This is a genomic window from Ruegeria sp. AE3, assembly GCF_056542225.1.
In genome coordinates, this window is the sequence record NZ_JBQFZL010000004.1 from 227,402 (window position 1) to 247,161 (window position 19,760).

22 protein-coding genes are annotated in these 19,760 nt (G+C 60.3%); 11 read left to right on the plus strand and 11 right to left on the minus strand.

What is annotated here, in order from left to right; all coding sequences use genetic code 11:
- Positions 1-27 precede the first annotated feature (27 nt).
- Together ACR0NZ_RS11160 and hrpB are read right to left on the minus strand one after the other, a co-directional pair.
- Positions 28-486, minus strand: a complete 459-nt coding sequence (locus ACR0NZ_RS11160) for an NUDIX hydrolase (protein WP_480518932.1) — start codon at positions 484-486, stop codon at positions 28-30.
- 192 nt (positions 487-678) lie between these two features.
- The gene (gene hrpB / locus ACR0NZ_RS11165) at positions 679-3,132 is read right to left on the minus strand and encodes an ATP-dependent helicase HrpB (RefSeq protein WP_480518934.1); all 2,454 of its coding nucleotides are present in this window, start codon (positions 3,130-3,132) and stop codon (positions 679-681) included.
- Between the two features lie 173 nt (positions 3,133-3,305).
- Here hrpB and meaB point away from each other — a divergent pair, with 173 nt between their 5' ends.
- From meaB to ACR0NZ_RS11190, 5 genes are all read left to right on the plus strand, one after another.
- On the plus strand, positions 3,306-4,277 hold the full coding sequence (gene meaB / locus ACR0NZ_RS11170) for a methylmalonyl Co-A mutase-associated GTPase MeaB (RefSeq protein WP_209598140.1): 972 nt from the start codon (positions 3,306-3,308) through the stop codon (positions 4,275-4,277).
- A 232-nt stretch (positions 4,278-4,509) separates the two neighbouring features.
- Positions 4,510-4,797 (plus strand): 50S ribosomal protein L28, encoded by a 288-nt coding sequence (rpmB, locus tag ACR0NZ_RS11175; RefSeq protein WP_008756960.1) that lies wholly within the window; start codon positions 4,510-4,512, stop codon positions 4,795-4,797.
- Between the two features lie 189 nt (positions 4,798-4,986).
- Positions 4,987-5,136 carry a hypothetical protein gene (locus tag ACR0NZ_RS11180; RefSeq protein ID WP_480484525.1) on the plus strand — a complete coding sequence of 50 codons (150 nt, stop codon included), beginning with the start codon at positions 4,987-4,989 and terminating at the stop codon, positions 5,134-5,136.
- A 69-nt stretch (positions 5,137-5,205) separates the two neighbouring features.
- Positions 5,206-5,556, plus strand: coding sequence for a hypothetical protein (locus ACR0NZ_RS11185; protein ID WP_480518937.1), 351 nt, complete (start codon positions 5,206-5,208; stop codon positions 5,554-5,556).
- A 38-nt stretch (positions 5,557-5,594) separates the two neighbouring features.
- Entirely contained in the window at positions 5,595-6,068 is a 474-nt protein-coding gene (locus tag ACR0NZ_RS11190; RefSeq protein WP_480518939.1) for a copper chaperone PCu(A)C, read from the plus strand.
- Positions 6,069-6,160: 92 nt separating this feature from the next.
- Here the strand turns inward: ACR0NZ_RS11190 and ACR0NZ_RS11195 are convergent, their stop codons facing one another.
- Together ACR0NZ_RS11195 and ACR0NZ_RS11200 are read right to left on the minus strand one after the other, a co-directional pair.
- Complete coding sequence (locus ACR0NZ_RS11195; protein WP_480473636.1) at positions 6,161-6,769, minus strand: HdeD family acid-resistance protein; 609 nt, start codon at positions 6,767-6,769, stop codon at positions 6,161-6,163.
- Between the two features lie 62 nt (positions 6,770-6,831).
- On the minus strand, positions 6,832-7,530 hold the full coding sequence (locus ACR0NZ_RS11200; RefSeq protein ID WP_480518941.1) for an NAD-dependent deacylase: 699 nt from the start codon (positions 7,528-7,530) through the stop codon (positions 6,832-6,834).
- Between the two features lie 27 nt (positions 7,531-7,557).
- Between ACR0NZ_RS11200 and ACR0NZ_RS11205 the strand changes: the two genes are divergently transcribed.
- Positions 7,558-8,001 carry a low molecular weight protein-tyrosine-phosphatase gene (locus ACR0NZ_RS11205; protein WP_480518943.1) on the plus strand — a complete coding sequence of 148 codons (444 nt, stop codon included), beginning with the start codon at positions 7,558-7,560 and terminating at the stop codon, positions 7,999-8,001.
- Here ACR0NZ_RS11205 and ACR0NZ_RS11210 read toward each other — a convergent pair.
- The 3 genes from ACR0NZ_RS11210 to ACR0NZ_RS11220 form a co-directional block, all read right to left on the minus strand.
- Positions 7,998-8,951 (minus strand): LysR family transcriptional regulator, encoded by a 954-nt coding sequence (locus tag ACR0NZ_RS11210; protein WP_480473633.1) that lies wholly within the window; start codon positions 8,949-8,951, stop codon positions 7,998-8,000. The two genes, ACR0NZ_RS11205 and ACR0NZ_RS11210, sit on opposite strands and share 4 nt — an antisense overlap.
- 65 nt (positions 8,952-9,016) lie before the next feature.
- Entirely contained in the window at positions 9,017-9,325 is a 309-nt protein-coding gene (locus ACR0NZ_RS11215; protein WP_480473632.1) for a hypothetical protein, read from the minus strand.
- Positions 9,326-9,498: 173 nt separating this feature from the next.
- Entirely contained in the window at positions 9,499-10,521 is a 1,023-nt protein-coding gene (locus ACR0NZ_RS11220; protein ID WP_480518945.1) for a hypothetical protein, read from the minus strand.
- A gap of 117 nt (positions 10,522-10,638) precedes the next feature.
- On the opposite strand from ACR0NZ_RS11220, the gene lepA reads away from it, so the two are divergent.
- The 3 genes from lepA (at position 10,639) to ACR0NZ_RS11235 (ending at position 14,100) form a co-directional block, all read left to right on the plus strand.
- The gene (lepA, locus tag ACR0NZ_RS11225) at positions 10,639-12,438 is read left to right on the plus strand and encodes a translation elongation factor 4 (protein WP_480518947.1); all 1,800 of its coding nucleotides are present in this window, start codon (positions 10,639-10,641) and stop codon (positions 12,436-12,438) included.
- A 115-nt stretch (positions 12,439-12,553) separates the two neighbouring features.
- The gene (locus ACR0NZ_RS11230) at positions 12,554-13,267 is read left to right on the plus strand and encodes a hypothetical protein (protein ID WP_480518949.1); all 714 of its coding nucleotides are present in this window, start codon (positions 12,554-12,556) and stop codon (positions 13,265-13,267) included.
- 479 nt (positions 13,268-13,746) lie between these two features.
- The gene (locus ACR0NZ_RS11235) at positions 13,747-14,100 is read left to right on the plus strand and encodes a hypothetical protein (RefSeq protein ID WP_480518951.1); all 354 of its coding nucleotides are present in this window, start codon (positions 13,747-13,749) and stop codon (positions 14,098-14,100) included.
- A gap of 116 nt (positions 14,101-14,216) precedes the next feature.
- On the opposite strand, the gene ACR0NZ_RS11240 is transcribed toward ACR0NZ_RS11235, so the two are convergent.
- The 4 genes from ACR0NZ_RS11240 to ACR0NZ_RS11255 form a co-directional block, all read right to left on the minus strand.
- Positions 14,217-14,981 (minus strand): hypothetical protein, encoded by a 765-nt coding sequence (locus ACR0NZ_RS11240; protein WP_480518953.1) that lies wholly within the window; start codon positions 14,979-14,981, stop codon positions 14,217-14,219.
- 438 nt (positions 14,982-15,419) lie between these two features.
- A complete protein-coding gene (locus tag ACR0NZ_RS11245; protein WP_480518955.1) occupies positions 15,420-15,836 on the minus strand; it encodes a type II toxin-antitoxin system Phd/YefM family antitoxin in 417 nt (138 codons plus the stop codon).
- An 830-nt stretch (positions 15,837-16,666) separates the two neighbouring features.
- Positions 16,667-16,804 (minus strand): entericidin A/B family lipoprotein, encoded by a 138-nt coding sequence (locus tag ACR0NZ_RS11250; RefSeq protein WP_209505735.1) that lies wholly within the window; start codon positions 16,802-16,804, stop codon positions 16,667-16,669.
- 60 nt (positions 16,805-16,864) lie between these two features.
- Complete coding sequence (locus ACR0NZ_RS11255; RefSeq protein WP_480473625.1) at positions 16,865-17,206, minus strand: ArsR/SmtB family transcription factor; 342 nt, start codon at positions 17,204-17,206, stop codon at positions 16,865-16,867.
- Positions 17,207-17,565: 359 nt separating this feature from the next.
- On the opposite strand from ACR0NZ_RS11255, the gene ACR0NZ_RS11260 reads away from it, so the two are divergent.
- Positions 17,566-18,198, plus strand: a complete 633-nt coding sequence (locus tag ACR0NZ_RS11260; RefSeq protein WP_480473624.1) for an ATP-dependent Clp protease proteolytic subunit — start codon at positions 17,566-17,568, stop codon at positions 18,196-18,198.
- 132 nt (positions 18,199-18,330) lie between these two features.
- On the plus strand, positions 18,331-19,599 hold the full coding sequence (gene clpX / locus ACR0NZ_RS11265) for an ATP-dependent Clp protease ATP-binding subunit ClpX (protein WP_480473623.1): 1,269 nt from the start codon (positions 18,331-18,333) through the stop codon (positions 19,597-19,599).
- The last annotated feature ends 161 nt before the right edge of the window (positions 19,600-19,760 follow it).

The window sequence follows — 19,760 nt, forward strand, 5'->3', positions numbered from 1 at the left end:
CGCAGCCATCAAATTGTTGCGAAACGGCTACATCTGTCGCAGCAGCGCCTGCAACTCGAGCTCCTGCACCCGTTTGGCGGCTTCTGCCGGTGAAAACCACTGACGTTTGCGCTTATCCACTTCGGGAAAATCATCGGCAAGTTCTCGCACGGAAACCCGGTAGACGCGAGTCAGGACCGACTGTGCTGATCCCCCCTTGAAGATCTTGTCATAGGTGAATTGGCCGATGGGCTCCTTGTCGACCGCTTCTGCACGCACGCCAGCCTCTTCCCACGCCTCCAGCAGGGCCGTCTCCAACCCGTCCAGACCATTGACAGGCCAGCCCTTCGGGATAATCCAGCGCCCGGTTTCGCGGCTGGTGATCAGCAGAACCTCGTCCTGATCCTCGTGCTTGCGCGTGCACAGGGCCGCAAACTGCACCCTTTGGGGACGCAGGAATAAGGGGCGTCCGACCTCTTCCCAGATATTTCGCAGCCAAGCACTCATGATATGTTCTTCAAATCCTGTTTCTGTCTTCGAAACCTGTGTGACGTAACAACAATAATGCCAGACTTCAATGAAATGTCCGCTTATTTCTGATTATGACCGGTTCTTCGGTCAATCTACTGTGATTTGTGAGATTTCGTGCAACAGCCCCGAAAGCCTGAGCCGCTTGCCGGAAGCAACGCGGCAATGGGTCTATTCCTGCCTGCGTTTGGCCCTCAGCGTCGGGTCGGCCTGTGTCGGGTCTTCGGGCCATGGATGTTTGGGGTATTGCGCCCGCATATCCTTGCGCACATCCGCATAAGACCCGGCCCAGAACCCCGGCAGATCGCGGGTAATCTGGATCGGGCGCTGCGCCGGGGACAGCAGCGTAATCTTCAGGGGCTGTCCGCCAACCACCGGATGCCGGGTCACTCCGAACAGCTCCTGCAACCGAACCGAGATTTCGGGGACCGCCGCGCCATAATCGATTGGTACCTTGCGCCCCAGGGGTGTTTCAAACGATCCCGGCGCGCGCCGGTCCAGTTCCTGGGTCTGGACCCAGTCCAGCCGCGCGCGCAAGGCGGGCAGCGGGTCGAACCGTTTCCAGTCCTCCGCGCTTTTGACACCGGACAGCATCGGCAACAGCCAGTCGTCCAGCTCGGCCATCAGACCCTCGACCGAAAAGTCGGGCAGGTCCACCCCGTCGGCGCGCACCAGTTCCACCCGCGCGGCCAGCCGTGCGGCGGCCCCGTCCAGCCGCAATCCCAGATCGCGCACCCCGTCCAGCATCGCACGCGCCACGGCGGCGTCCGGGACATCCTTCCAGATGCGGTCGTCCAGCGTGATCGCCCCAAACCGCTCCTGCTGTCGTGACACAACTCGCCGCTCACGTTTTGACCAGGCGCAAACCTCGGCCCAATGGATCTGGTCCGCGAACAGTTCGCGGATCTCGCGTTCCGAAATCTGGGTGGCCATCCGCACTTTTGCCTCGCGCGGGTTTCCATCGGTGTCGGTGACAACCAGAAAAGGCGCCGCCGCCAGCGAATCGCCGCTGTCCAGCACGACACCTTTGCCCCCCGACAACACATAACGCGGCGCATCGCCCTTGCGCCGCTGCCCGATACGGTCGGGATAGGCGAGGGCGGCCATGGCAGCAGCGCTCAGATCATCCGTCTTGCTTCCGGCCTGTTTCCTCAACCGCTTGGCCTCGGCATTGATCCGATCCACGGCGCCCATGTTCACCTGCCAGACCCGGTTGCGCTGAAAGGTGCGCACATCCCGCAGTGCCTCTTGCCGCAAGGCGATATCCACCGGCGCGCCGCGCAGGGGGTCGCGCTCGGCCATCAAGGCGGCCAAAGGCGCGGCACTCGGTCCGGCCCGCACCAGCATATGCCCCAGCCGGGGATGCAACGGCAGCGCCGCCAGCGCCCGCCCGTGTTCGGTGATCCGCCCCTTGCCGTCCAGCGCGCCCAGCATCGCCAGAAGGGCGCGCGCCTCGGCCATCGCGCCTTCGGGTGGCGGGGTCAGAAAGGCCAGATCGGCGGCATCCGCGCCCCACAGCGCCAGCTCCAGCGCCAGCCCGGTCAGGTCGGCGGCTTCAATCTCGGCAGGCGGGTACGCGGCCAGCGCGCCATCCTCCCCCTTTGACCACAGCCGGTAACACAGCCCTTCTGCCACACGGCCCGCACGACCCGCGCGTTGCGTGGCCTCGGCCCGTGTAACCCGCTCGGTCACCAGCCGGGACATGCCCGAGCCCGGATCAAACCGCGCCCGCCGCGCTTGCCCCATATCCACCACCACCCGTATATCGGGGATCGTCAGCGAGGTTTCGGCAATCGACGTCGCCAGCACCACCTTGCGCCCGGTCTCAACAGGGGCAATCGCTGCGCGCTGGGCCGCAAAGGGCATGGCTCCGAACAGCGGGCGCACCGTGCAACTGGCGGGCAGGCGTCCGGTCAGGGCTGCTTCAGCCCGCCGGATTTCACCTTCACCGGGCAGAAACACCAAGATCCCGCCACCGATGGCGCGGGTCTCGCGCTCGGCCTCAACGACCAGATCGACCAATGCATCCAGCCGCCGTGCCTGAGGCCCCAAGGGCCGGTCCAGCCAGCGCATCTCGACAGGAAAACTCCGGCCTTCCGACGTAACCAGCGGCGCGGCCATCAGGCGCCCCACCGGGTCCGCGTCCAATGTGGCCGACATGGCCAGCAGAATCAGGTCGTCCCGCAGCGCGCCCGTGACCTCAAGGCACAGGGCCAACCCCAGATCCGCGTTTAGCGAGCGTTCGTGGAATTCATCAAAGACCACCGCCCCGATGCCCGGCAGGTCAGGGTCCGATTGCAGCATCCGGGTCAGAATGCCCTCGGTCACCACCTCGATCCTTGTGTCTTTTGACACTTTCGCATCGCCCCGCACGCGATAGCCAACACTCTGGCCCGCGCGCTCTCCCAGCGTCTCTGCCATCCGCTCTGCCGCGGCCCGTGCCGCCAGCCGCCGCGGCTCCAGCATCACGATCCTGCCGCCGCACAGACCCGCCTCCAGCATCGCCAGCGGAACCCGCGTGGTCTTGCCCGCACCGGGCGGTGCTTGCAGCACAGCACGGCCCTGCGCGCGCAGGGTGTCCAGCAGGCCGGGTATGGCATCGTCTATAGGCAGGCGTAGGGTCATCCGGCCCTTATCCGCGATCCAGCAGGTGCCGTCCAGTTTCCGCGCTCACATCAGTAAATCGCCCCGCACGAAATGACGCAGGCTGCGCGATCTTCGCATTTCCTGCCGCCTCCGGTCTGGACAAACACCCCCCAAGCACGGCAACTGTTCCTGCCTCTAGGAACGGGACAAGAATGCAGACAGACAGCCTGAGCGACAGAATTCTGAAGGGCGAGCGCCGGGCGCTGGCGCGTGCGATCACCCTTGTTGAAAGCAACCGCGCCGATCACCGGGCACAGGCCAGCGACCTTCTGGCACAGCTTGCCGGTTCGGGGCGTCAGGCGCTGCGCATCGGTCTGTCTGGCACACCCGGCGTGGGCAAGTCCACCTTCATCGAAAGCTTTGGCATGATGCTGACAGGGCAGGGGCTGCGCGTCGCGGTTCTGGCGGTCGATCCCAGCTCGGCCCGCTCGGGCGGCTCGATCCTGGGCGACAAGACTCGGATGGAACGCCTGAGCCGCGAGCAGAACGCCTTCATCCGGCCCTCTCCCAGCCAGAGCCACCTTGGCGGCGTCGCCCGCCGCACCCGCGAGGCCATCGCCCTGTGCGAGGCCGCAGGCTATGACGTGGTGTTGATCGAAACCGTGGGCGTGGGACAGTCGGAAACTGTGGTGTCCGAACTGTCAGACCTGTTCCTGCTGCTGCTGGCCCCGGCGGGTGGGGACGAGTTGCAGGGCGTCAAGCGCGGCATAATGGAAATGGCGGACATCATTCTGGTCAACAAGGCCGATGGCGACCTGAAAGCCACCGCCACCCGCACCTGCGCGGATTATGCCGGCGCACTGCGGCTGCTGCGCAAACGCCCGCAGGACCCCGAAGGCTTCCCCAAGGCAATGACCGTTTCCGCCGTCGAAGAACACGGGCTGGAACAGGCCTGGGACGAAATGCAAACCCTGACCCAATGGCGCCGCGACACCGGTATCTGGGAGGCAAACCGCGCCGCCCAGGCCCGCTACTGGTTCGATCAGGAGGTCCGCCACGCCCTTCTCGCCCGTCTCGATACACCTCAGGCCCGCGCCGAGATGGAGCGCCTGAATGACGAAGTCTCGCAGGGACGACTCAGCCCGGCGGTTGCCGCCGGACAACTTCTGGACACGCTCGGCTGAAGGGCCGTCATGGCCGCTTCACCTTTTGCCAAATACTCTCGCCAACGGCATCGCCCGTCCGGGCCATTCCTGCATGGCATGCAAAATGAAAGATTTCGCGCGGCCCGTCTTGACCCTCCGCGCGATTCCCACTACACGCATCCAACCAGTTTTCGGGCGCGACTTCGGGTTGCGCCCCTTGTGATTTGGCCGCGGGTATCTAGCCCGGCCTCCAGAAACAAAGGAAGAAACCATGTCGCGCCGTTGCGAACTGACCGGAAAAGGCCCGATGACTGGCAACAATGTCAGCCACGCCAAAAACAGAACTCGTCGTCGTTTTCTGCCGAACCTGAACGACGTTACCCTGCAGTCCGAAACTCTGGGCCGTGGCGTCAAGCTGCGCATCTCGGCGGCTGCGCTGCGTTCGGTTGACCACCGCGGTGGTCTGGACGCGTTCCTGGCCAAAGCCAAGGACGATGAGCTGTCGGCAAATGCTCTGAAAGTGAAGAAAGAAATCGCCAAGGCGCAAGCTTCGGCCTAAGGTCTTTCACTTAACAGTATTTCAGGCCCTGCACCTTATCGGTGCGGGGCCTTTTCTGTTTGGCCAGTCCCTTTCGGCCTCCATTGTTTTCAATCTGGAACTAATTTTTCGCCATTGGTGAACTTCTTCACATACAGGTTTCCGAATCTGACCTAACGTCACTGTCATCCATCAGGCGGGGGCCACATTATGACGTTAAAAAGTTTTTATCTTTTCCTGTTTCTGGCCGCGGTATTCCGCAAGGCAATTGCAACCTGCACGCGGATGCAGCGCTGGGTGAACCGGTCCCATACCAGCTTCACCACAGACAGGGTGAAAAGACCCGGACTGGATTATTGAAAAACAGCTTCAAGCGCGACCCTTTGGCGCTTGAAGCTTTTCCCGTTGCTGACCTATAGCTGGGTCAGAATGAGACCTTCTGTTACCAGATTTCTGCCTTATGTGCTGACCCTTCTGCTGGTTCTGACCGGGCAGGGGCTGGCCATGTCGCGCGGTATGGACAAGGCGGTGGGTCAGATGGTGCTGTGTACGGGCACCGGCCCGGTTGTCGTCTATATGGACGAAAACGGGCAACCGACCGCCCCGCCGCATTACTGCCCGGACTACGCAATATCCTTGCTGGGGGCCGTTGCGGTTGCCGAACAGGCACTTCCAGCCGCGCCGGAACAGGCGCAACCAGCACCGCTGCGGCATCTGGGCAACCAGATCGCCCTTCCGGTTCCCGCAACCCCGGCCCGCGCGCCTCCTCTAAGCGTTTGAAACCCACCCTTTTCAAACCTTTATACAGGAGAGGCACGATGTCCCTCAAAACCACTCTGCTCGCAACCCTGGCCTCCGTGTCGCTGGCCATCCCCGCCTTTGCCGAAGGCACCATCACGGTTGACGACGCCTATGCCCGGTCCTCGGGCAAGACCGCCATCGCCGGTGCTGCGTTCATGATGATCCATAATCAGGGTGACGCGGATGACCGGCTGATCGGTGTAACCTCGGACGCGGCAGCGCGTGTTGAATTGCACACGCACCAGGTCGATGAAAACGGCGTGGCCAAGATGGTGCATGTCGAAGAAGGATTTGCCATTCCAGCCGGTGAAACCCACATGCTGAAACGCGGCGGCGACCATGTGATGTTCATGGGGCTGACGGCCCCGTTCGAACAGGACGCCAAGGTGCCGGTCACGCTGATCTTTGAAAAGGCAGGCGAGGTCGAGATCGAGATTCCCGTGGATCTGGAGCGTCAGGACAAAGGCGGCCACGGATCACAATCGAACTAGGGCAACGCCTGTCTTCGGGCCGCGCGGCAGCCCTCATCCATGCGTCAGGCCGGGCTTTGCCCGGCCTGTTTTCCATGCGGCCGCGGATGGCGTTATTTGTTGATGGTTTTCAGGCCGACACGGTCGCCCGCCTGATGGAATCGCGAGGCCAGCCAGAACATGACAGCGGCCATGGCCAGCGCCGAGAATGCGATACCCCAGCCCAGCGCAACCAGCGCCACCGCAGGCCAGATCATCAGGACAAGCCCGACCACAAGCGCGACAAATCCCGAAACGCGCATGGAACCGCGTTGCGGGTCACTTGCATGCATCTGCCCGGCAGCCGCCAAGGATCCGATCCCGATGATCAGCGCCCATGCGCCCAACAGGAAAAACGCCAGTTTCACCGTGCCTTCCGGCCAGATCAGCAGGACAAGCCCGATCAGAAGCGCGCCGATCGCAGCACCTCCCAGCACCCCGCGACGGCCAACCCCCAAAAGCGTCAGCCCACCGTCGAGGATCAGCAACACACCGACCAGCCGCAGCAGCAGCGCGATGCTGCCCGATGGCCAGAACAGGGCCGCGATGCCCACAAGCCCGGCCAGCACCCCGCGCAGCAGAAAAGTCCACCACAGGCTGGAAAGCTGTTCCCCCAGCATGTCGCGCCCGGCCATGTTGCCGTCATCCAGGATTTCACCGGTGCGGGGGTCTTGATCAGTCATGGGGCATCCTCCAGTCGTTATCGCAGATAGTGTACACAAATTAAGCCAGCGTTGTCTGTAGCTTAAGAGTATCCCGCAAGAAGCTGCCCGACCCATCGCGGAACCGTTTCGGATGCCCTGCCGACAATGCGCTCGTCAAAGCCCGACGGCCCGGGCGTCGGCTCCAGATTGATCTCGACCGTCCGCGCACCCGCCGCCTGCGCCTCGTGGACAAAGGCCGCCGCCGGATAGACCTGACCCGAGGTGCCGATGGCGGCAAAGATCGACGCGCTGGCAAGGTGGTCGTAGATGTCGTCCATGTAATAAGGCATCTCGCCGAACCAGACCACATCGGGCCGGGCGGTGGGCTGGCCGCAGGCGGGGCAGGGCTCGGCGACGGCCATCTCAGGCGGGGCGGGCCAGCGATGATCGCACCCGGAACACAGGGCACCCGCCAATGTGCCATGCATGTGGATGACACCCGTCGCACCGCCCGCTTCATGCAGGCTGTCTACGTTCTGGGTCACGATCACGACCTCTGCGGGCCAGCCCTGCTGCAACCGGGCCAGCGCCATGTGGGCCGCGTTGGGCTGCACGGCGGCGGCCTGAACGCGGCGCGCATTGTAAAACCCCTGCACCAAAGCGGGATCGCGGGCAAAGCCCTCGGGCGTGGCCACATCCTCGATCCGGTGCTGTGCCCACAGCCCGCCTTCGTCGCGGAAGGTGCTCAGCCCGCTTTCAGCAGAAATCCCGGCCCCGGTCAGAATGACGATCTTTCCCATATCCCCTCCGCGCGTTACACCTTGGCCATGACACACCGTATCCTCTTTGTCTGCCTGGGCAATATCTGCCGCTCTCCCGCGGCCGAGGGCGTCTTTCGCGCCCGCGCACCGCATCATGCAACCGACAGTGCCGGAACCATGGGCTGGCACGCGGGCAATCCGCCCTATGGCCCGATGCAGAAGGCTGCAAACCGCAGAGGCATTGACCTTGGCGACCTGCGCGCGCGCCAGTTCACCGTCGCGGATTTCGACCGGTTCGACCTGATCATCGGCATGGATGCCCAAAACATCGCTGATATTGAAGACCTGCGCCCGTCGGGCAACGGCACGCCGGTTCGCCTGCTGACGGATTTCGCCCCTCAGACCGGTGCCGATCACGTACCCGATCCGTATTACACGCGGGATTTCGACGGCGCGCTGGACCTGATCGAAGCGGCGGTCGAGGGGCTTGCCGCCCATCTGGACACCTAGCCGCCGGTCACCCGCAACTGGCCGCTCAGCCAGGGCAGCTTGGCAACCGCCGGGTCCACGATCTGGTTCTGCATCAGACGCCGGGTCATGCCCGCAACCTCCTGCGGGACCTGATCGGACCACTCGGTGCGCGCCAGCAACGATATGTTGCGCGAGAATTCCCCGAACGGGGCAGGGTGCGCCTCCAGCCCCTCATGGAACCGCGCCGCGCGCATGAAGCCCAGCGGCGTGGTGATCGCCCAGCCCAGACCCCGCGCCACCATGGCCATCAGCGCCATGTGCGAGCCGATCTCGAACCGTTCCTCGAACACCTGCGACCGGCGCGCCAGATGCGCCTCGATCTGGCGGCTGATCAGCTGCTCGCGGGCATAGCGCAGAAACGGCAGCCGCTCCTGCACGGCCTCGACCCCGCCCGATCCCTGCGGCGCCACCAGAATGAACGGATCATGGACCAGCGGGTATTCGACCACCCCCTCCAGTACTTCGCCGCTATGGGCGGTGACCGCCATATGCAGGCGCTGCTCGGCCAGCGCCTCGAACAGATCAAGGCTCGACAGGGTGATCAGCTTGAATTTCGACCGGGTCAGGCTGTCGGCCAGCAAGGTGGCCAGCCGCGGTGTCAGATCATTGTCGAAATCGTCGATCAGCCCGATCGACAGCGTGGTCAGATGCCCCAGATCCATGACCGACAGCTCGCTCTGGGCCATGTGCAGCTCGGCCAGAACCGCCTCGGCCCGCGCAAGGAAACTGCGCCCCGCCTGCGTCAGCCGCATCGGTCGCCGCCCGTGATCGACCAATTCGGTCCCCAGCGCGTTTTCCAGATTGCGCAATTGCTGCGATACGGATGGCTGGCTGAGCCCCGTGATCTCGGCAGCCTGTGCCACCGATCCCGTCCGCGCCAAAGCCTCGAACACTTCAAGGCCCCGCAGGGTCAGCCCTTTCATTACCATGCAATACACCTTTCGCTGCGCCTTTCTGGGGCGCAGCGTGGATCAGGTCAAGCATTCTGAACGGGTTAGCTGCAGATCGCCTGCGCCATCTGGCCAAAGTTCTGGTACCGATCCCACAGCGCATCATCGCGCGCGGATTTCGACATCTTCAGCACCTGCGCCTGATGGGGGTCCTTGAACCATTTCGCCACGGTCTTCTGATCACTGCGCGTCAACGCCTGATCCGCCACGCGCTGAATGCAGCTGCACCGGTCCCGCGTCGCCGCCGAGCGGTCCGACGCCATGCACGCCTGCCTGATCTGCGCCGCATCCGCGACCTGAGCCACCGCCGTCAGCGATGCCGCACAAAATGCGATAATGAGGAACTGTTTCATACTCGAGCCTCGTTTTTGCCTGCCCGGACGGGTCTGACGCCCCTCTCGGTCTGCGGCGGAGTATGAATCAAACGGGCGCGCGGATCAATCATACGTTGCGAAAAAGTGATTACACGGTCCGGAAACGATACATCCCCACCACCCCCGTAGGCCGGGCTTCAGCCCGGCACCGGTCAGGACAGGAACGGCAGCCAGTCTTCGATGGCTTTGATCAACGCTTCAATTTTCTCTGGATAATTTGCAGCATACCCTGCTCCTGTCGCAGGAATACCCCACTTGATCAAAGTATCGACCGCAAGATCGCCCTTGCCTGCACACCATTTGAGAAATCCTGCCAATCCAGATTTGAACTTAGCCAGAATAGCCTCAATCCACTCACGAGCAGGGCGTTCCTCTTCCAAAGCCGTCGAGAGGTCTTCGGTCGCTTCCCAGATCAAGGTTATCGCGCCCGACAACCGTTCGTCTTCGATGCTCTCAGGAGGATTGTTGCCTCCGATACCGAGACGCGCAGATCTTCGAACCGTCAGACTGCCTTTGATGTCCGATAAGGCTTTCTCGACTTCCCATCGCGCCCGAATTTCCGCGATTTCTTCAGCAACTGCTTCCGGCCCCGCGCGCCATATAGCATCGTCTATCAAACAAATCTCGCGATACAGTTCCCAGTTCTTTGCGCGACCCTCGTATATTTCCACAAGCCATTGGTTCCAAAACTCCGATGCTGGCGCACCCAGAATTTGCTTCAATCTCTCGAAAAAACGTTGATCGGGGGCAAGATCGGAAGGCGGGGCAGTTCTCCAAATCGGCACACGCATAAGCGAATCAAGATGAGAACGCTCATCAATTGACTTGGCATCTAGTTCGATTTCTCGCCATCGTTCGGGTTTGGCAAATTGTGGATTGTCCAGAACCCCAATTGCTAAAAGTTTTCCACTTCGGCCGCGCTCTACTGATCTGGCAGTGTAATAGGCATTACTTATCGCGGTGCTGTGCCCTAACGATTGTGTAAAGGCGGCGGCTCTTTTCGTAGCTTCGATCAGTTCGGCGTCGCCACTTAAAATTGCGCTGATCGCCGAAATCAGGCAACGGAGCGTCCATAACATCGCGAGGGGCGCAGGATCTTCTGGTTTTTCCTTCTCCAGTGTCCAGACGAGATTTGGGAGAACTCTAAATGTTGCTCTTGCAGCAAGTAGCGTCACGGCTTCGTCATCATTTTGGTCGACTCAAATCTCTAGTTCTCGAGTGTTCGAAATGCTTACAGGCATTCACTCAATCCTTCTTGACCAACCCACGATTCCTCTACATATCCCCACTCCATGACAGACCTCGCTCATATCCGCAATTTCTCCATCGTCGCGCATATCGACCATGGCAAATCCACCCTTGCTGACCGGCTCATTCAAGAGACCGGGACAGTGCAGGATCGTGACATGAAGGAACAGCTGCTCGACAGCATGGATATCGAGCGCGAGCGTGGCATTACCATCAAGGCCAACACCGTTCGGATCGACTATACCGCCGATAATGGCGAGACATATGTGCTGAACCTGATCGACACCCCCGGCCACGTGGATTTCGCCTATGAGGTCAGCCGGTCGATGCGCGCGGTCGAGGGCTCGCTGCTGGTCGTGGACAGCACCCAGGGGGTCGAGGCGCAGACGCTGGCCAACGTCTATCAGGCCATCGACGCCGATCATGAGATCGTGCCGGTCCTGAACAAGATCGACCTGCCCGCGTCCGATTGTGACCGCGTGGCCGAGCAGATCGAGGACGTGATCGGCATCGACGCCAGCGACGCCATCCGGGTCAGCGCCAAGACCGGGCAGGGCATCCACGAGACGCTGGAAGCGATCGTGCACAAACTGCCCGCGCCGCAGGGCAATCTGGACGCGCCGCTCAAGGCGATGCTGGTGGATTCGTGGTACGACGCCTATCTGGGCGTCATCGTTCTGGTCCGCATCATGGACGGCACGTTGAAAAAGGGGATGCGGGTCAAGTTCATGTCGAACGGCACCCTGCACCATGTCGACCGCGTCGGTGTCTTCCGCCCGGAAATGCAGATGATCGACAGCCTCGGCCCGGGTGAGATCGGGTTTCTCACCGCCTCGATCAAGCAGGTCCGCGACACCCGCGTCGGCGACACCATCACCAATGACCGGGGTGGCGCCGAAGTCGCGCTGCCAGGCTTCAAACCCGCACAGCCGGTGGTGTTCTGCGGCCTCTTCCCGGTGGATTCAGCCGAATTCGAAGACCTGCGCGACGCGATCGAGAAGCTGGCGCTGAACGATGCCTCATTCTCGTATGAGATGGAAACCTCGGCCGCGCTTGGCTTTGGCTTCCGCTGCGGCTTCCTTGGCCTGCTGCACCTCGAGGTCATCCGCGACCGGATCGAGCGTGAATACGATATCGACCTCATCACCACCGCGCCCAGCGTGATCTATCACGTCTACATGAAAGACGGCGTGATGATCGAGCTGCACAACCCCGCCGACATGCCCGACCTGTCCAAGGTCGACCATCTTGAGGAACCGCGCATCAAGGCGACCATTCTGGTGCCCGACGAATATCTCGGCGACGTGCTGAAACTCTGCCAGGACCGCCGCGGCATCCAGATGGACCTGACCTATGCGGGCCAGCGCGCCATGGTCGTCTATGACCTGCCCCTGAACGAGGTCGTCTTTGACTTCTACGACCGCCTGAAATCGGTGACCAAGGGCTATGCCAGCTTCGACTACCAGATGACCGGCTACCGTCAGGACGCGCTGGTCAAGATGTCGATCCTTGTGAATGACGAACCGGTCGATGCGCTGTCGACCATGGTTCACCGCGACCGGGCCGAGATGCGGGGTCGCGCGATGTGCGAAAAGCTCAAGGACCTGATCCCGCGCCACATGTTCAAAATCCCGATTCAGGCCGCCATCGGAGGCAAGGTCATCGCCCGCGAGACCCTGTCCGCCCTGCGCAAGGACGTGACCGCCAAATGCTACGGCGGCGACGCCACCCGGAAACGCAAACTGCTGGACAAGCAGAAGGCGGGGAAAAAGAAGATGCGCCAGTTCGGGAAGGTCGATATCCCGCAGGAGGCGTTTATTTCAGCACTAAAAATGGACAGCTAAGGCTGTCCATTTTTAGTGACGGTGGGCGAAAGCGGTTGGCGCAGCCAACCGGCGTGCCCACACGGTTGGGGTAGGGGTGCAACACTTTTGCATTGTCCACTGAAGGATGAACGGGTTGAGGATTTATTACTTAGATGAACAAGAGGGTGAGCGGGACGGTCGTGGGTTTACGGCGGTCACTATTGCCCACATCAATGCGGAACGCATTGATAACTTCCGCTCTTCTTACTACGCATCTCTTTCTCATGTTTTGAACCCGAGTAAAGGCGAGAAAGTTATTTCTACGCTGCCCGGACTGCATGGCTCCGATTTGCTACGTGATTGTACCGACGAGCGGAAAATTTGCGCAGTTTCGGAACTATTAAAACACTTTACTAGCAATGGTGGGCGGTTTCGTCGCGTGGGTTATTTCAACGATAGTGTCCCATACTTGACGGATAGGAATGCGAGGATTTCTTTTTGCGTCGCGAACGCCTTTCTAAGAGCCTCGAATGCCTCAGTAGATAAATCGCTGTGGATGATCGCGGCTGAACTGGATAGAGAAGGCCTCCGCGCAGGACTAAACTCGCTTGATCAAGAAATTTCCCAATATTATCAAGTTGGTGATGCAGCAAGCTGGGATAGTGTTTCGATCAACTTTCAAGGTCTTGTTGGACACTTCTTTGCACTTAAGAATGATCTAGGCTGCCAAGTGGCAGATGTCTCGGGCTACGTAGCATATAAAGCCGAAAAAACGCAAACTGGCTTCACCGAACAATTGGGCAGGATTTTCGAATCTTACAAAGAATTCTATGAATTCAACTTAATAATTGAGATGAGTCGGAACTGACTGCGCGTAGGATGGGTGTCCACGCCCATCACATCATGCAGCACCAACCTCCAATCAACCCACCCACCCGGCGGCATCACCGGGCCGCGTCATGCTGAAAGCATGCCTCCGGCATGACCCGCCCCCGTCAAACCAGAGGTTTGCCTCCGGCAAAACGGGCGGCGCGTTTGCTCCCCGGGGCTCCGCCCGTTCGGCCCTGAAACGGTCCACTGGACCGTTTCCGAGACGGGCCTCACCCCCTCGGGCCGGCGCTGCCCTCTGTTCTGTCGCCCAATCGGGTTTAATATGCCGTAGGGCGGGCTTCAGCCCGCCAATCCTCCACTCCGCCATCTCCCCGATCCCAAACCAACACGCATGGAAAGGCTGTATCCGGTGGCGGGCTGAAGCCCGCCCTACGGTGTGGTGTTCAAATTTCGGGAAAATGGCAAACAGTGATACACTCCCGGCATTCCAATCAATTGATAAACGGAGGGATTGCCATGGACGCGCAACTTCGGGCGCAATACGCCATCAGCCGGTTTCAAGACTACCACGTCATCATGCGCACCACGCTGTTCTGCTTTGTAGGTATCGCCGCCATCATCAGCTTTGCGCCCGACGGTTATGCGCTGGCTCAGGCCATTCTGGTCATCGCCACAACCGCCTACGGCATTCTGGCGGGCGGGGCCACTTTGGATGATCTGGTCAATCTGCGTTCTGATATCGACGGGGAATTCGCCAATACCCATTATGCCAAGGGGTTGCAGGACAGAAACACAAAAGGGTTGAAGCTGGTCTCTCACGCGCTGATTGGCCTGACCGGGCTGGTCCTGCTGATCGCAGCTTTTGCCTAGACCGTCGCGACATCCGTAGGGCGGGGTTGGTTGGGCGGTTGTACCTGCGCTTGCGCCGTTGGGGCTCTGGCCGGTCGCTACCCTCAGATCTGCGGATCAACCGCCGAAATCACACCTCACCCGCGCGGCACCAAATGCAACCATTGCATCGGAAAACCGCGCCCTTCGGACAGGATCGGCCATTTGAAATCATCCCCCAACCGGATGATTTCATCCATCTCGGACGTGTCGCGCACGCTTCCGTCCACATAGGCGATATCAAAATACCCGGCGCAAAACACTTCGATCGCTTTCAGTTTCGCATCGCCATCCTCGACCATCTGGGGGTGCAGTTCGATCAGGAATTCCGATCTGCGGTAATGCGTCAGAAAGTCTTCGGTCAACAGGCTGAATTCGACGCCCTCGATATCGATCAGAAAGAAGATGTCCGCCGGGTCGGGGGCCACGCTTACGATGTTTTCAACCGTGTCCGTCAGCGCATCCCCAAACACCGTCACGCGGTCGCCCACGCCGTTATGTTCCGCTGTTTCCCGGATCACATCCCGGCCTTTTGCCGAAACCTCAAAGCACACGCTTTTTTCGAACTGCCCGGCGGCCACCAGCCCGACGCCCCAGAAGCCGTCCGCCGCGCCGATATCCACCAGCACCGGCTTGTCCGAGCTGCTCAGCACCTTCAGGTTCTGCTGCTCATACAGGCCAAAGATTTTCGTGGCCGTATCCGAATGCCCACCCCAGAATGCGTTTTCGACAAAGCGAAACCCCTTCATCGGCCCGCACAGCACCTGTCCGCGGCTGTGTTCCAGCACGAACAGCGAAAACTCGTTGCGGAACCTGCGCACAATGCTCTTGAACTCTCGATGTTGTCGTTTTGGAAATCGCATGTTCTGTCTGGGGCTTTTCAAGTTTGATCGGACGCCCCCGGATGAGGGCAGTTGCCTGAAATCCCTGTTTAAGTTGTGGTGCGCGGTGTTGGAAGGAAAAACGCAGAACGTAATACCGGGCAGGGTGGGGTTTTCTCCTTGTCCACCTTTCCCGCGCATAAACCTTTGATGAAGTTTCCTTCACGCAGGTTGCAACCGCCGCGCGCCCTTCCAATCTCAGTCACAGGCCACCACGGCCCGCCCCCCAAAGAAGGGTGCCGATCATCAGATCAGAGATTTCCGTAGCCTGCGCACCGGGACTGTTTTCGACCCCGTTCCGGCCCGTCAGGTGAACCGAAGCGTTTCCGGCCCGGTCGGGTTGTTAAGGGGTATGAGCCGCCATTGCTCACGGATTGCGGCGGAGGGGGTGTTGGTACCACCGCCGGGCCGGAACGCTTCTCAGAAACGGAACCAGCGTCTCCATCGTGCGGAGGCAGGCCGGGCGGCCAGTTCACCGCCTGCGACAGGGTCCAGACCGCCCCGCGCCAGAATGCGGCGTTCCTCGGCGCGGGTCATCTGGATCTCGCGGACCTTCAGCGCGGCCTCGCGTGCGGTGACATAGCGGCCGTCCGGTCCCGGTTCCATACCGGGGATGTTGCGCCCTTTCGACCACATCCCGCGCAGCCCCGACAGCGGGTGCTTCCATCCGATCTCCTCATCATCCTGCAACTGCCAGATCCGGTTGGCCTCGGTCATCGAGACCAGCGCGGCCAGCGGTTTGCCGTGCCGGGTCAGGATGATCACCTCGCGCGGGTCCTGGGCGCGGGTGATCAGCGGCCCCAGATGGGCGCGGGCATAGGAAATGGTGCAGCGCATCGGCGAATCTCCGTCTGTACGATTCGTAAGATTGGGGGTCTGAGCGTTGTACAAATCGCACAATTTTGGCCTAACGGCCCGCGCGGAGCGTTTTGCACCCGCAGCATCGCAGGAATTTCGGGCGCCGGGGTCATGTCCGGTTTTTTCCGCCCTCAACCCTTCACGGGATCGGGGATTCTGGGGTTATCCACAAAATTCTCCCGCTGGATATCAACATCTTATCCCCGTCTAATTTTCATGCTGCAGTGCTATTTTCTTGTCGGATGCAGGGCGTGGTGCAACAGTCATCTCACCGCACAGGGTCTTCGGAACCGGGGCGGGACGCAAAGGCCAAGGGGGTCTGAGCAGAGAAAGGCGGATCTTAGGATTTGCATTTAACTGCAGAGGCTTACCGGTTGGTGATCAGCCAGATATGGGTCTCGGACCCAGGTCGGGTGGCCATCTTCTCAAACGGTCGATGCATGTCGCGATGGACCTTAGGGGACAAAGCGGCGGCTGCAGTCTCTCAGGGGGCTGGGGCGACTGGATCGGAGTGCTCCTCGGGGTGCGTCGACCCGGTAAGGCGTCAGGGCGTATCCGTAAGGGTACATGCAAAGACCGCGTCTGCGCACCTGACGCCTTTTCTTATGCCGAAATTCGGTTTCATACAGGCTACCACTCACCCCTGCCGAACGGGAACGGGGCTCTTCTGCGTGCGCGAAAGAGCCCCGATTTAGTGTCAGATATGCAATGCCGCGTCTATGCACCTGTAGGGCTAGACTACTGCGTGTGGGCGCAATCTTCAACCATATATTGCGTTAATGTCCGGCTCGCCCGCAAGATAAGCGCGTTTACAGGCTTTCCTGCACGTCCGAAGCTGCGTTCTGGATTGCATCCCCGGCCTTTTCGATATCTTTACCCGCGCCTTTGGCGGTTTCGCAGGCGGTGAGTGCAAACAGGCTCAGGCCAATCAGAATTACGCGGATCATGTGTGTCTCCTCAGTGCTCGATACGGATTCGGTAGCACCTTTCTCGACACCAAGCCAGAGCTAGCCTTTGTCCTCACCGCAGAACAGCTCGTACACCACTTCAAGCATCCGGCGCGGGCGGTCATCGGCCAACCGGTAGAAGATGGTTTTGCCCTCTCTGCGCGGTATCACAAGCCCCTCCAGACGCAGGCGGGAAAGCTGTTGCGAAACAGCGGCTTGTCTGGCGGACAACAGCTCTTCCAACTCGGTGACAGATTTCTCACCGGACACCAGGTGGCACAGGATCATCAGCCGGCCTTCGTGACTGATTGCTTTGAGGAAGTTGGACGCGCGTGTCGCATTATCGACCATACGATCCAGGTCGTGTTGCGACATGTCCTGGGACAGCTGTGGAAGTGCCATCGAATGTGTTCCTTGTGAACCCGTTGACCGGGCGTAGTTTCCGTTACGTAAAGCTCGTCGCCTGCGAGCCCCTCCAGTACATGTTTCGATCAATTATTGCTATATGTATGAATCAAAAAACCGTGATCAGAAAAGGGGAACCCGCAGCCGTTTTTCCCGCAGCCCCTTGTGCAGGGCGCAATCACGGATGTGGTGGTACTGCGAGGCAGCGGCAGGTGTGGCATTCTTATTGGCGTTGGTCCACATTCGTTCTGTGTTCTCACCGACACCCCCTTGCAGCCCCCCGGAGCCAACACTAAGACTCAGGTAACACTTGTTGGGATAATGTCCCGATCCACAGCAAAACAGGCAGGTTGCGAATGTTCGATCCCGTAGATACCTACATGAATACGCTTGTCCCCATGGTCGTTGAGCAGACCAGCCGGGGCGAGCGCGCTTACGATATTTTCTCCCGCCTGCTGAAAGAGCGGATCATTTTCATCAACGGCCCGATACACGATGGCATGAGCCATCTGATCGTGGCCCAGCTGCTGCACCTTGAAGCGGAAAACCCCAAAAAGGAAATCTCGATCTACATCAACTCGCCCGGTGGCGTTGTGACCAGCGGTTTGTCGATTTACGATACAATGCAGTATATCAAGCCGAAATGTTCCACTTTGGTGATCGGTCAGGCCGCCTCGATGGGATCGGTTCTGCTGGCCGGTGGCGAGAAAGGGATGCGCTTTTCGCTGCCCAACAGCCGGATCATGGTGCACCAGCCCAGCGGCGGATATCAGGGCCAGGCCAGTGATATCATGATCCACGCGGCCGAGACGCAAAAACTCAAGGATCGCCTTTATGATATCTATGTACGTCATACCGGGCAGACGAAAAAAGCAGTTGAAAAAGCGCTGGACCGTGACAATTTCATGAGCCCGGAAGAGGCCAAGGAATGGGGCCACATCGACGAGATCGTGGAAAACCGCGCAAAAACGGACGCGGATGAGGTCTGAGTTCCGGAGCCTGCGTCACCGGCGCAGGAACCATTTTGAGATTGTAGCGGCCAAAACGCTGGCCTAAGCTGCACGAACAGGCGAAAACGCATCCCCGCCGGGGGTGCTGGGATGAGGCCCGAAAGGTAGATCATGGCGACGAATTCAGGCGGTGACGGGAAAAACACGCTCTACTGCAGCTTCTGCGGCAAAAGCCAGCATGAGGTGCGTAAGCTGATCGCAGGCCCGACCGTTTTCATCTGTGACGAATGTGTCGAACTTTGCATGGACATCATCCGCGAAGAGACCAAAGCCAGCGGGCTGAAGTCTTCGGACGGCGTTCCGACGCCCAAGGATATCTGTGAGGTGCTGGACGATTACGTGATCGGCCAGTCCACCGCAAAACGCGTCCTGTCGGTTGCGGTCCACAACCACTACAAACGTCTGAACCACGCCCAGAAGGCGGGCAATGATATCGAACTGGCGAAATCCAATATTCTGCTGATCGGCCCCACCGGCTGTGGCAAGACGCTGCTTGCGCAGACACTGGCCCGGATACTGGATGTTCCCTTTACCATGGCCGATGCCACCACGCTGACCGAAGCCGGTTACGTGGGCGAGGATGTTGAAAACATCATTCTCAAGCTGTTGCAGGCCAGCGAATACAATGTCGAACGCGCGCAGCGCGGCATCGTCTATATCGACGAAGTCGACAAGATCACCCGCAAATCCGAGAATCCGTCGATCACGCGCGACGTGTCCGGTGAGGGCGTGCAGCAGGCTCTGCTGAAACTGATGGAAGGCACCGTGGCCAGCGTTCCGCCGCAGGGCGGCCGCAAACACCCGCAGCAGGAGTTCCTGCAGGTGGACACCACGAATATCCTGTTCATCTGTGGCGGTGCTTTTGCGGGTCTGGACAGGATCATTGCACAACGCGGCAAGGGCTCGGCCATGGGCTTTGGTGCCGATGTGCGTGACAATGACGAGCGCGGCGTGGGTGAGATCTTCAAGGATCTGGAACCCGAAGATCTGCTGAAATTCGGCCTGATCCCCGAATTCGTGGGCCGTCTGCCGGTTCTGGCAACGCTTGAGGATCTGGACGAAGAAGCGCTGGTCACCATCCTGACCAAGCCAAAGAACGCCTTGGTCAAGCAATACCAGCGCCTGTTTGAGCTGGAAGATGTTGAGTTGGGCTTCACCGATGACGCGCTGAAGGCAATTGCCAAGAAGGCCATCGAGCGCAAGACCGGTGCACGCGGCCTGCGATCTATTCTCGAGGATATCCTGCTGGACACCATGTTCGAACTGCCGGGCATGAAAAATGTCAGCGAGGTTGTGGTGAACGAAGAGGCGGTGATGTCCGACGCGCAGCCGCTGTTCATCTATGCCGATGCGGCCAAGGAATCGGCCTCGGCGGGTTGAGGCCGGGCTTTTTGCCGCGACGGTGGGACTTCAGTTGAACCGGTTCAGGGGGCTCTGCCCCCGCCGCCCTTCGGGCATCTCCCCCGGGATATTTATAGCCAGATGAAGCTGGGGATCCGTCGCTCGCTCGCGAAGGCATGCGCGGTCAGGCGGCGGGAGCT

What these genes read in the sequence shown, in the direction of transcription:
- ACR0NZ_RS11160 (WP_480518932.1), bottom strand. Translation starts at nt 486, where the DNA reads ATGAGTGCTTGGCTGCGAAATATCTGGGAAGAGGTCGGACGCCCCTTA.
- hrpB (WP_480518934.1), bottom strand. Translation starts at nt 3,132, where the DNA reads ATGACCCTACGCCTGCCTATAGACGATGCCATACCCGGCCTGCTGGAC.
- meaB (WP_209598140.1), top strand. Translation starts at nt 3,306, where the DNA reads ATGCAGACAGACAGCCTGAGCGACAGAATTCTGAAGGGCGAGCGCCGG.
- rpmB (WP_008756960.1), top strand. Translation starts at nt 4,510, where the DNA reads ATGTCGCGCCGTTGCGAACTGACCGGAAAAGGCCCGATGACTGGCAAC.
- ACR0NZ_RS11180 (WP_480484525.1), top strand. Translation starts at nt 4,987, where the DNA reads ATGACGTTAAAAAGTTTTTATCTTTTCCTGTTTCTGGCCGCGGTATTC.
- ACR0NZ_RS11185 (WP_480518937.1), top strand. Translation starts at nt 5,206, where the DNA reads ATGAGACCTTCTGTTACCAGATTTCTGCCTTATGTGCTGACCCTTCTG.
- ACR0NZ_RS11190 (WP_480518939.1), top strand. Translation starts at nt 5,595, where the DNA reads ATGTCCCTCAAAACCACTCTGCTCGCAACCCTGGCCTCCGTGTCGCTG.
- ACR0NZ_RS11195 (WP_480473636.1), bottom strand. Translation starts at nt 6,769, where the DNA reads ATGACTGATCAAGACCCCCGCACCGGTGAAATCCTGGATGACGGCAAC.
- ACR0NZ_RS11200 (WP_480518941.1), bottom strand. Translation starts at nt 7,530, where the DNA reads ATGGGAAAGATCGTCATTCTGACCGGGGCCGGGATTTCTGCTGAAAGC.
- ACR0NZ_RS11205 (WP_480518943.1), top strand. Translation starts at nt 7,558, where the DNA reads ATGACACACCGTATCCTCTTTGTCTGCCTGGGCAATATCTGCCGCTCT.
- ACR0NZ_RS11210 (WP_480473633.1), bottom strand. Translation starts at nt 8,951, where the DNA reads ATGGTAATGAAAGGGCTGACCCTGCGGGGCCTTGAAGTGTTCGAGGCT.
- ACR0NZ_RS11215 (WP_480473632.1), bottom strand. Translation starts at nt 9,325, where the DNA reads ATGAAACAGTTCCTCATTATCGCATTTTGTGCGGCATCGCTGACGGCG.
- lepA (WP_480518947.1), top strand. Translation starts at nt 10,639, where the DNA reads ATGACAGACCTCGCTCATATCCGCAATTTCTCCATCGTCGCGCATATC.
- ACR0NZ_RS11235 (WP_480518951.1), top strand. Translation starts at nt 13,747, where the DNA reads ATGGACGCGCAACTTCGGGCGCAATACGCCATCAGCCGGTTTCAAGAC.
- ACR0NZ_RS11240 (WP_480518953.1), bottom strand. Translation starts at nt 14,981, where the DNA reads ATGCGATTTCCAAAACGACAACATCGAGAGTTCAAGAGCATTGTGCGC.
- ACR0NZ_RS11245 (WP_480518955.1), bottom strand. Translation starts at nt 15,836, where the DNA reads ATGCGCTGCACCATTTCCTATGCCCGCGCCCATCTGGGGCCGCTGATC.
- ACR0NZ_RS11250 (WP_209505735.1), bottom strand. Translation starts at nt 16,804, where the DNA reads ATGATCCGCGTAATTCTGATTGGCCTGAGCCTGTTTGCACTCACCGCC.
- ACR0NZ_RS11255 (WP_480473625.1), bottom strand. Translation starts at nt 17,206, where the DNA reads ATGGCACTTCCACAGCTGTCCCAGGACATGTCGCAACACGACCTGGAT.
- ACR0NZ_RS11260 (WP_480473624.1), top strand. Translation starts at nt 17,566, where the DNA reads ATGTTCGATCCCGTAGATACCTACATGAATACGCTTGTCCCCATGGTC.
- clpX (WP_480473623.1), top strand. Translation starts at nt 18,331, where the DNA reads ATGGCGACGAATTCAGGCGGTGACGGGAAAAACACGCTCTACTGCAGC.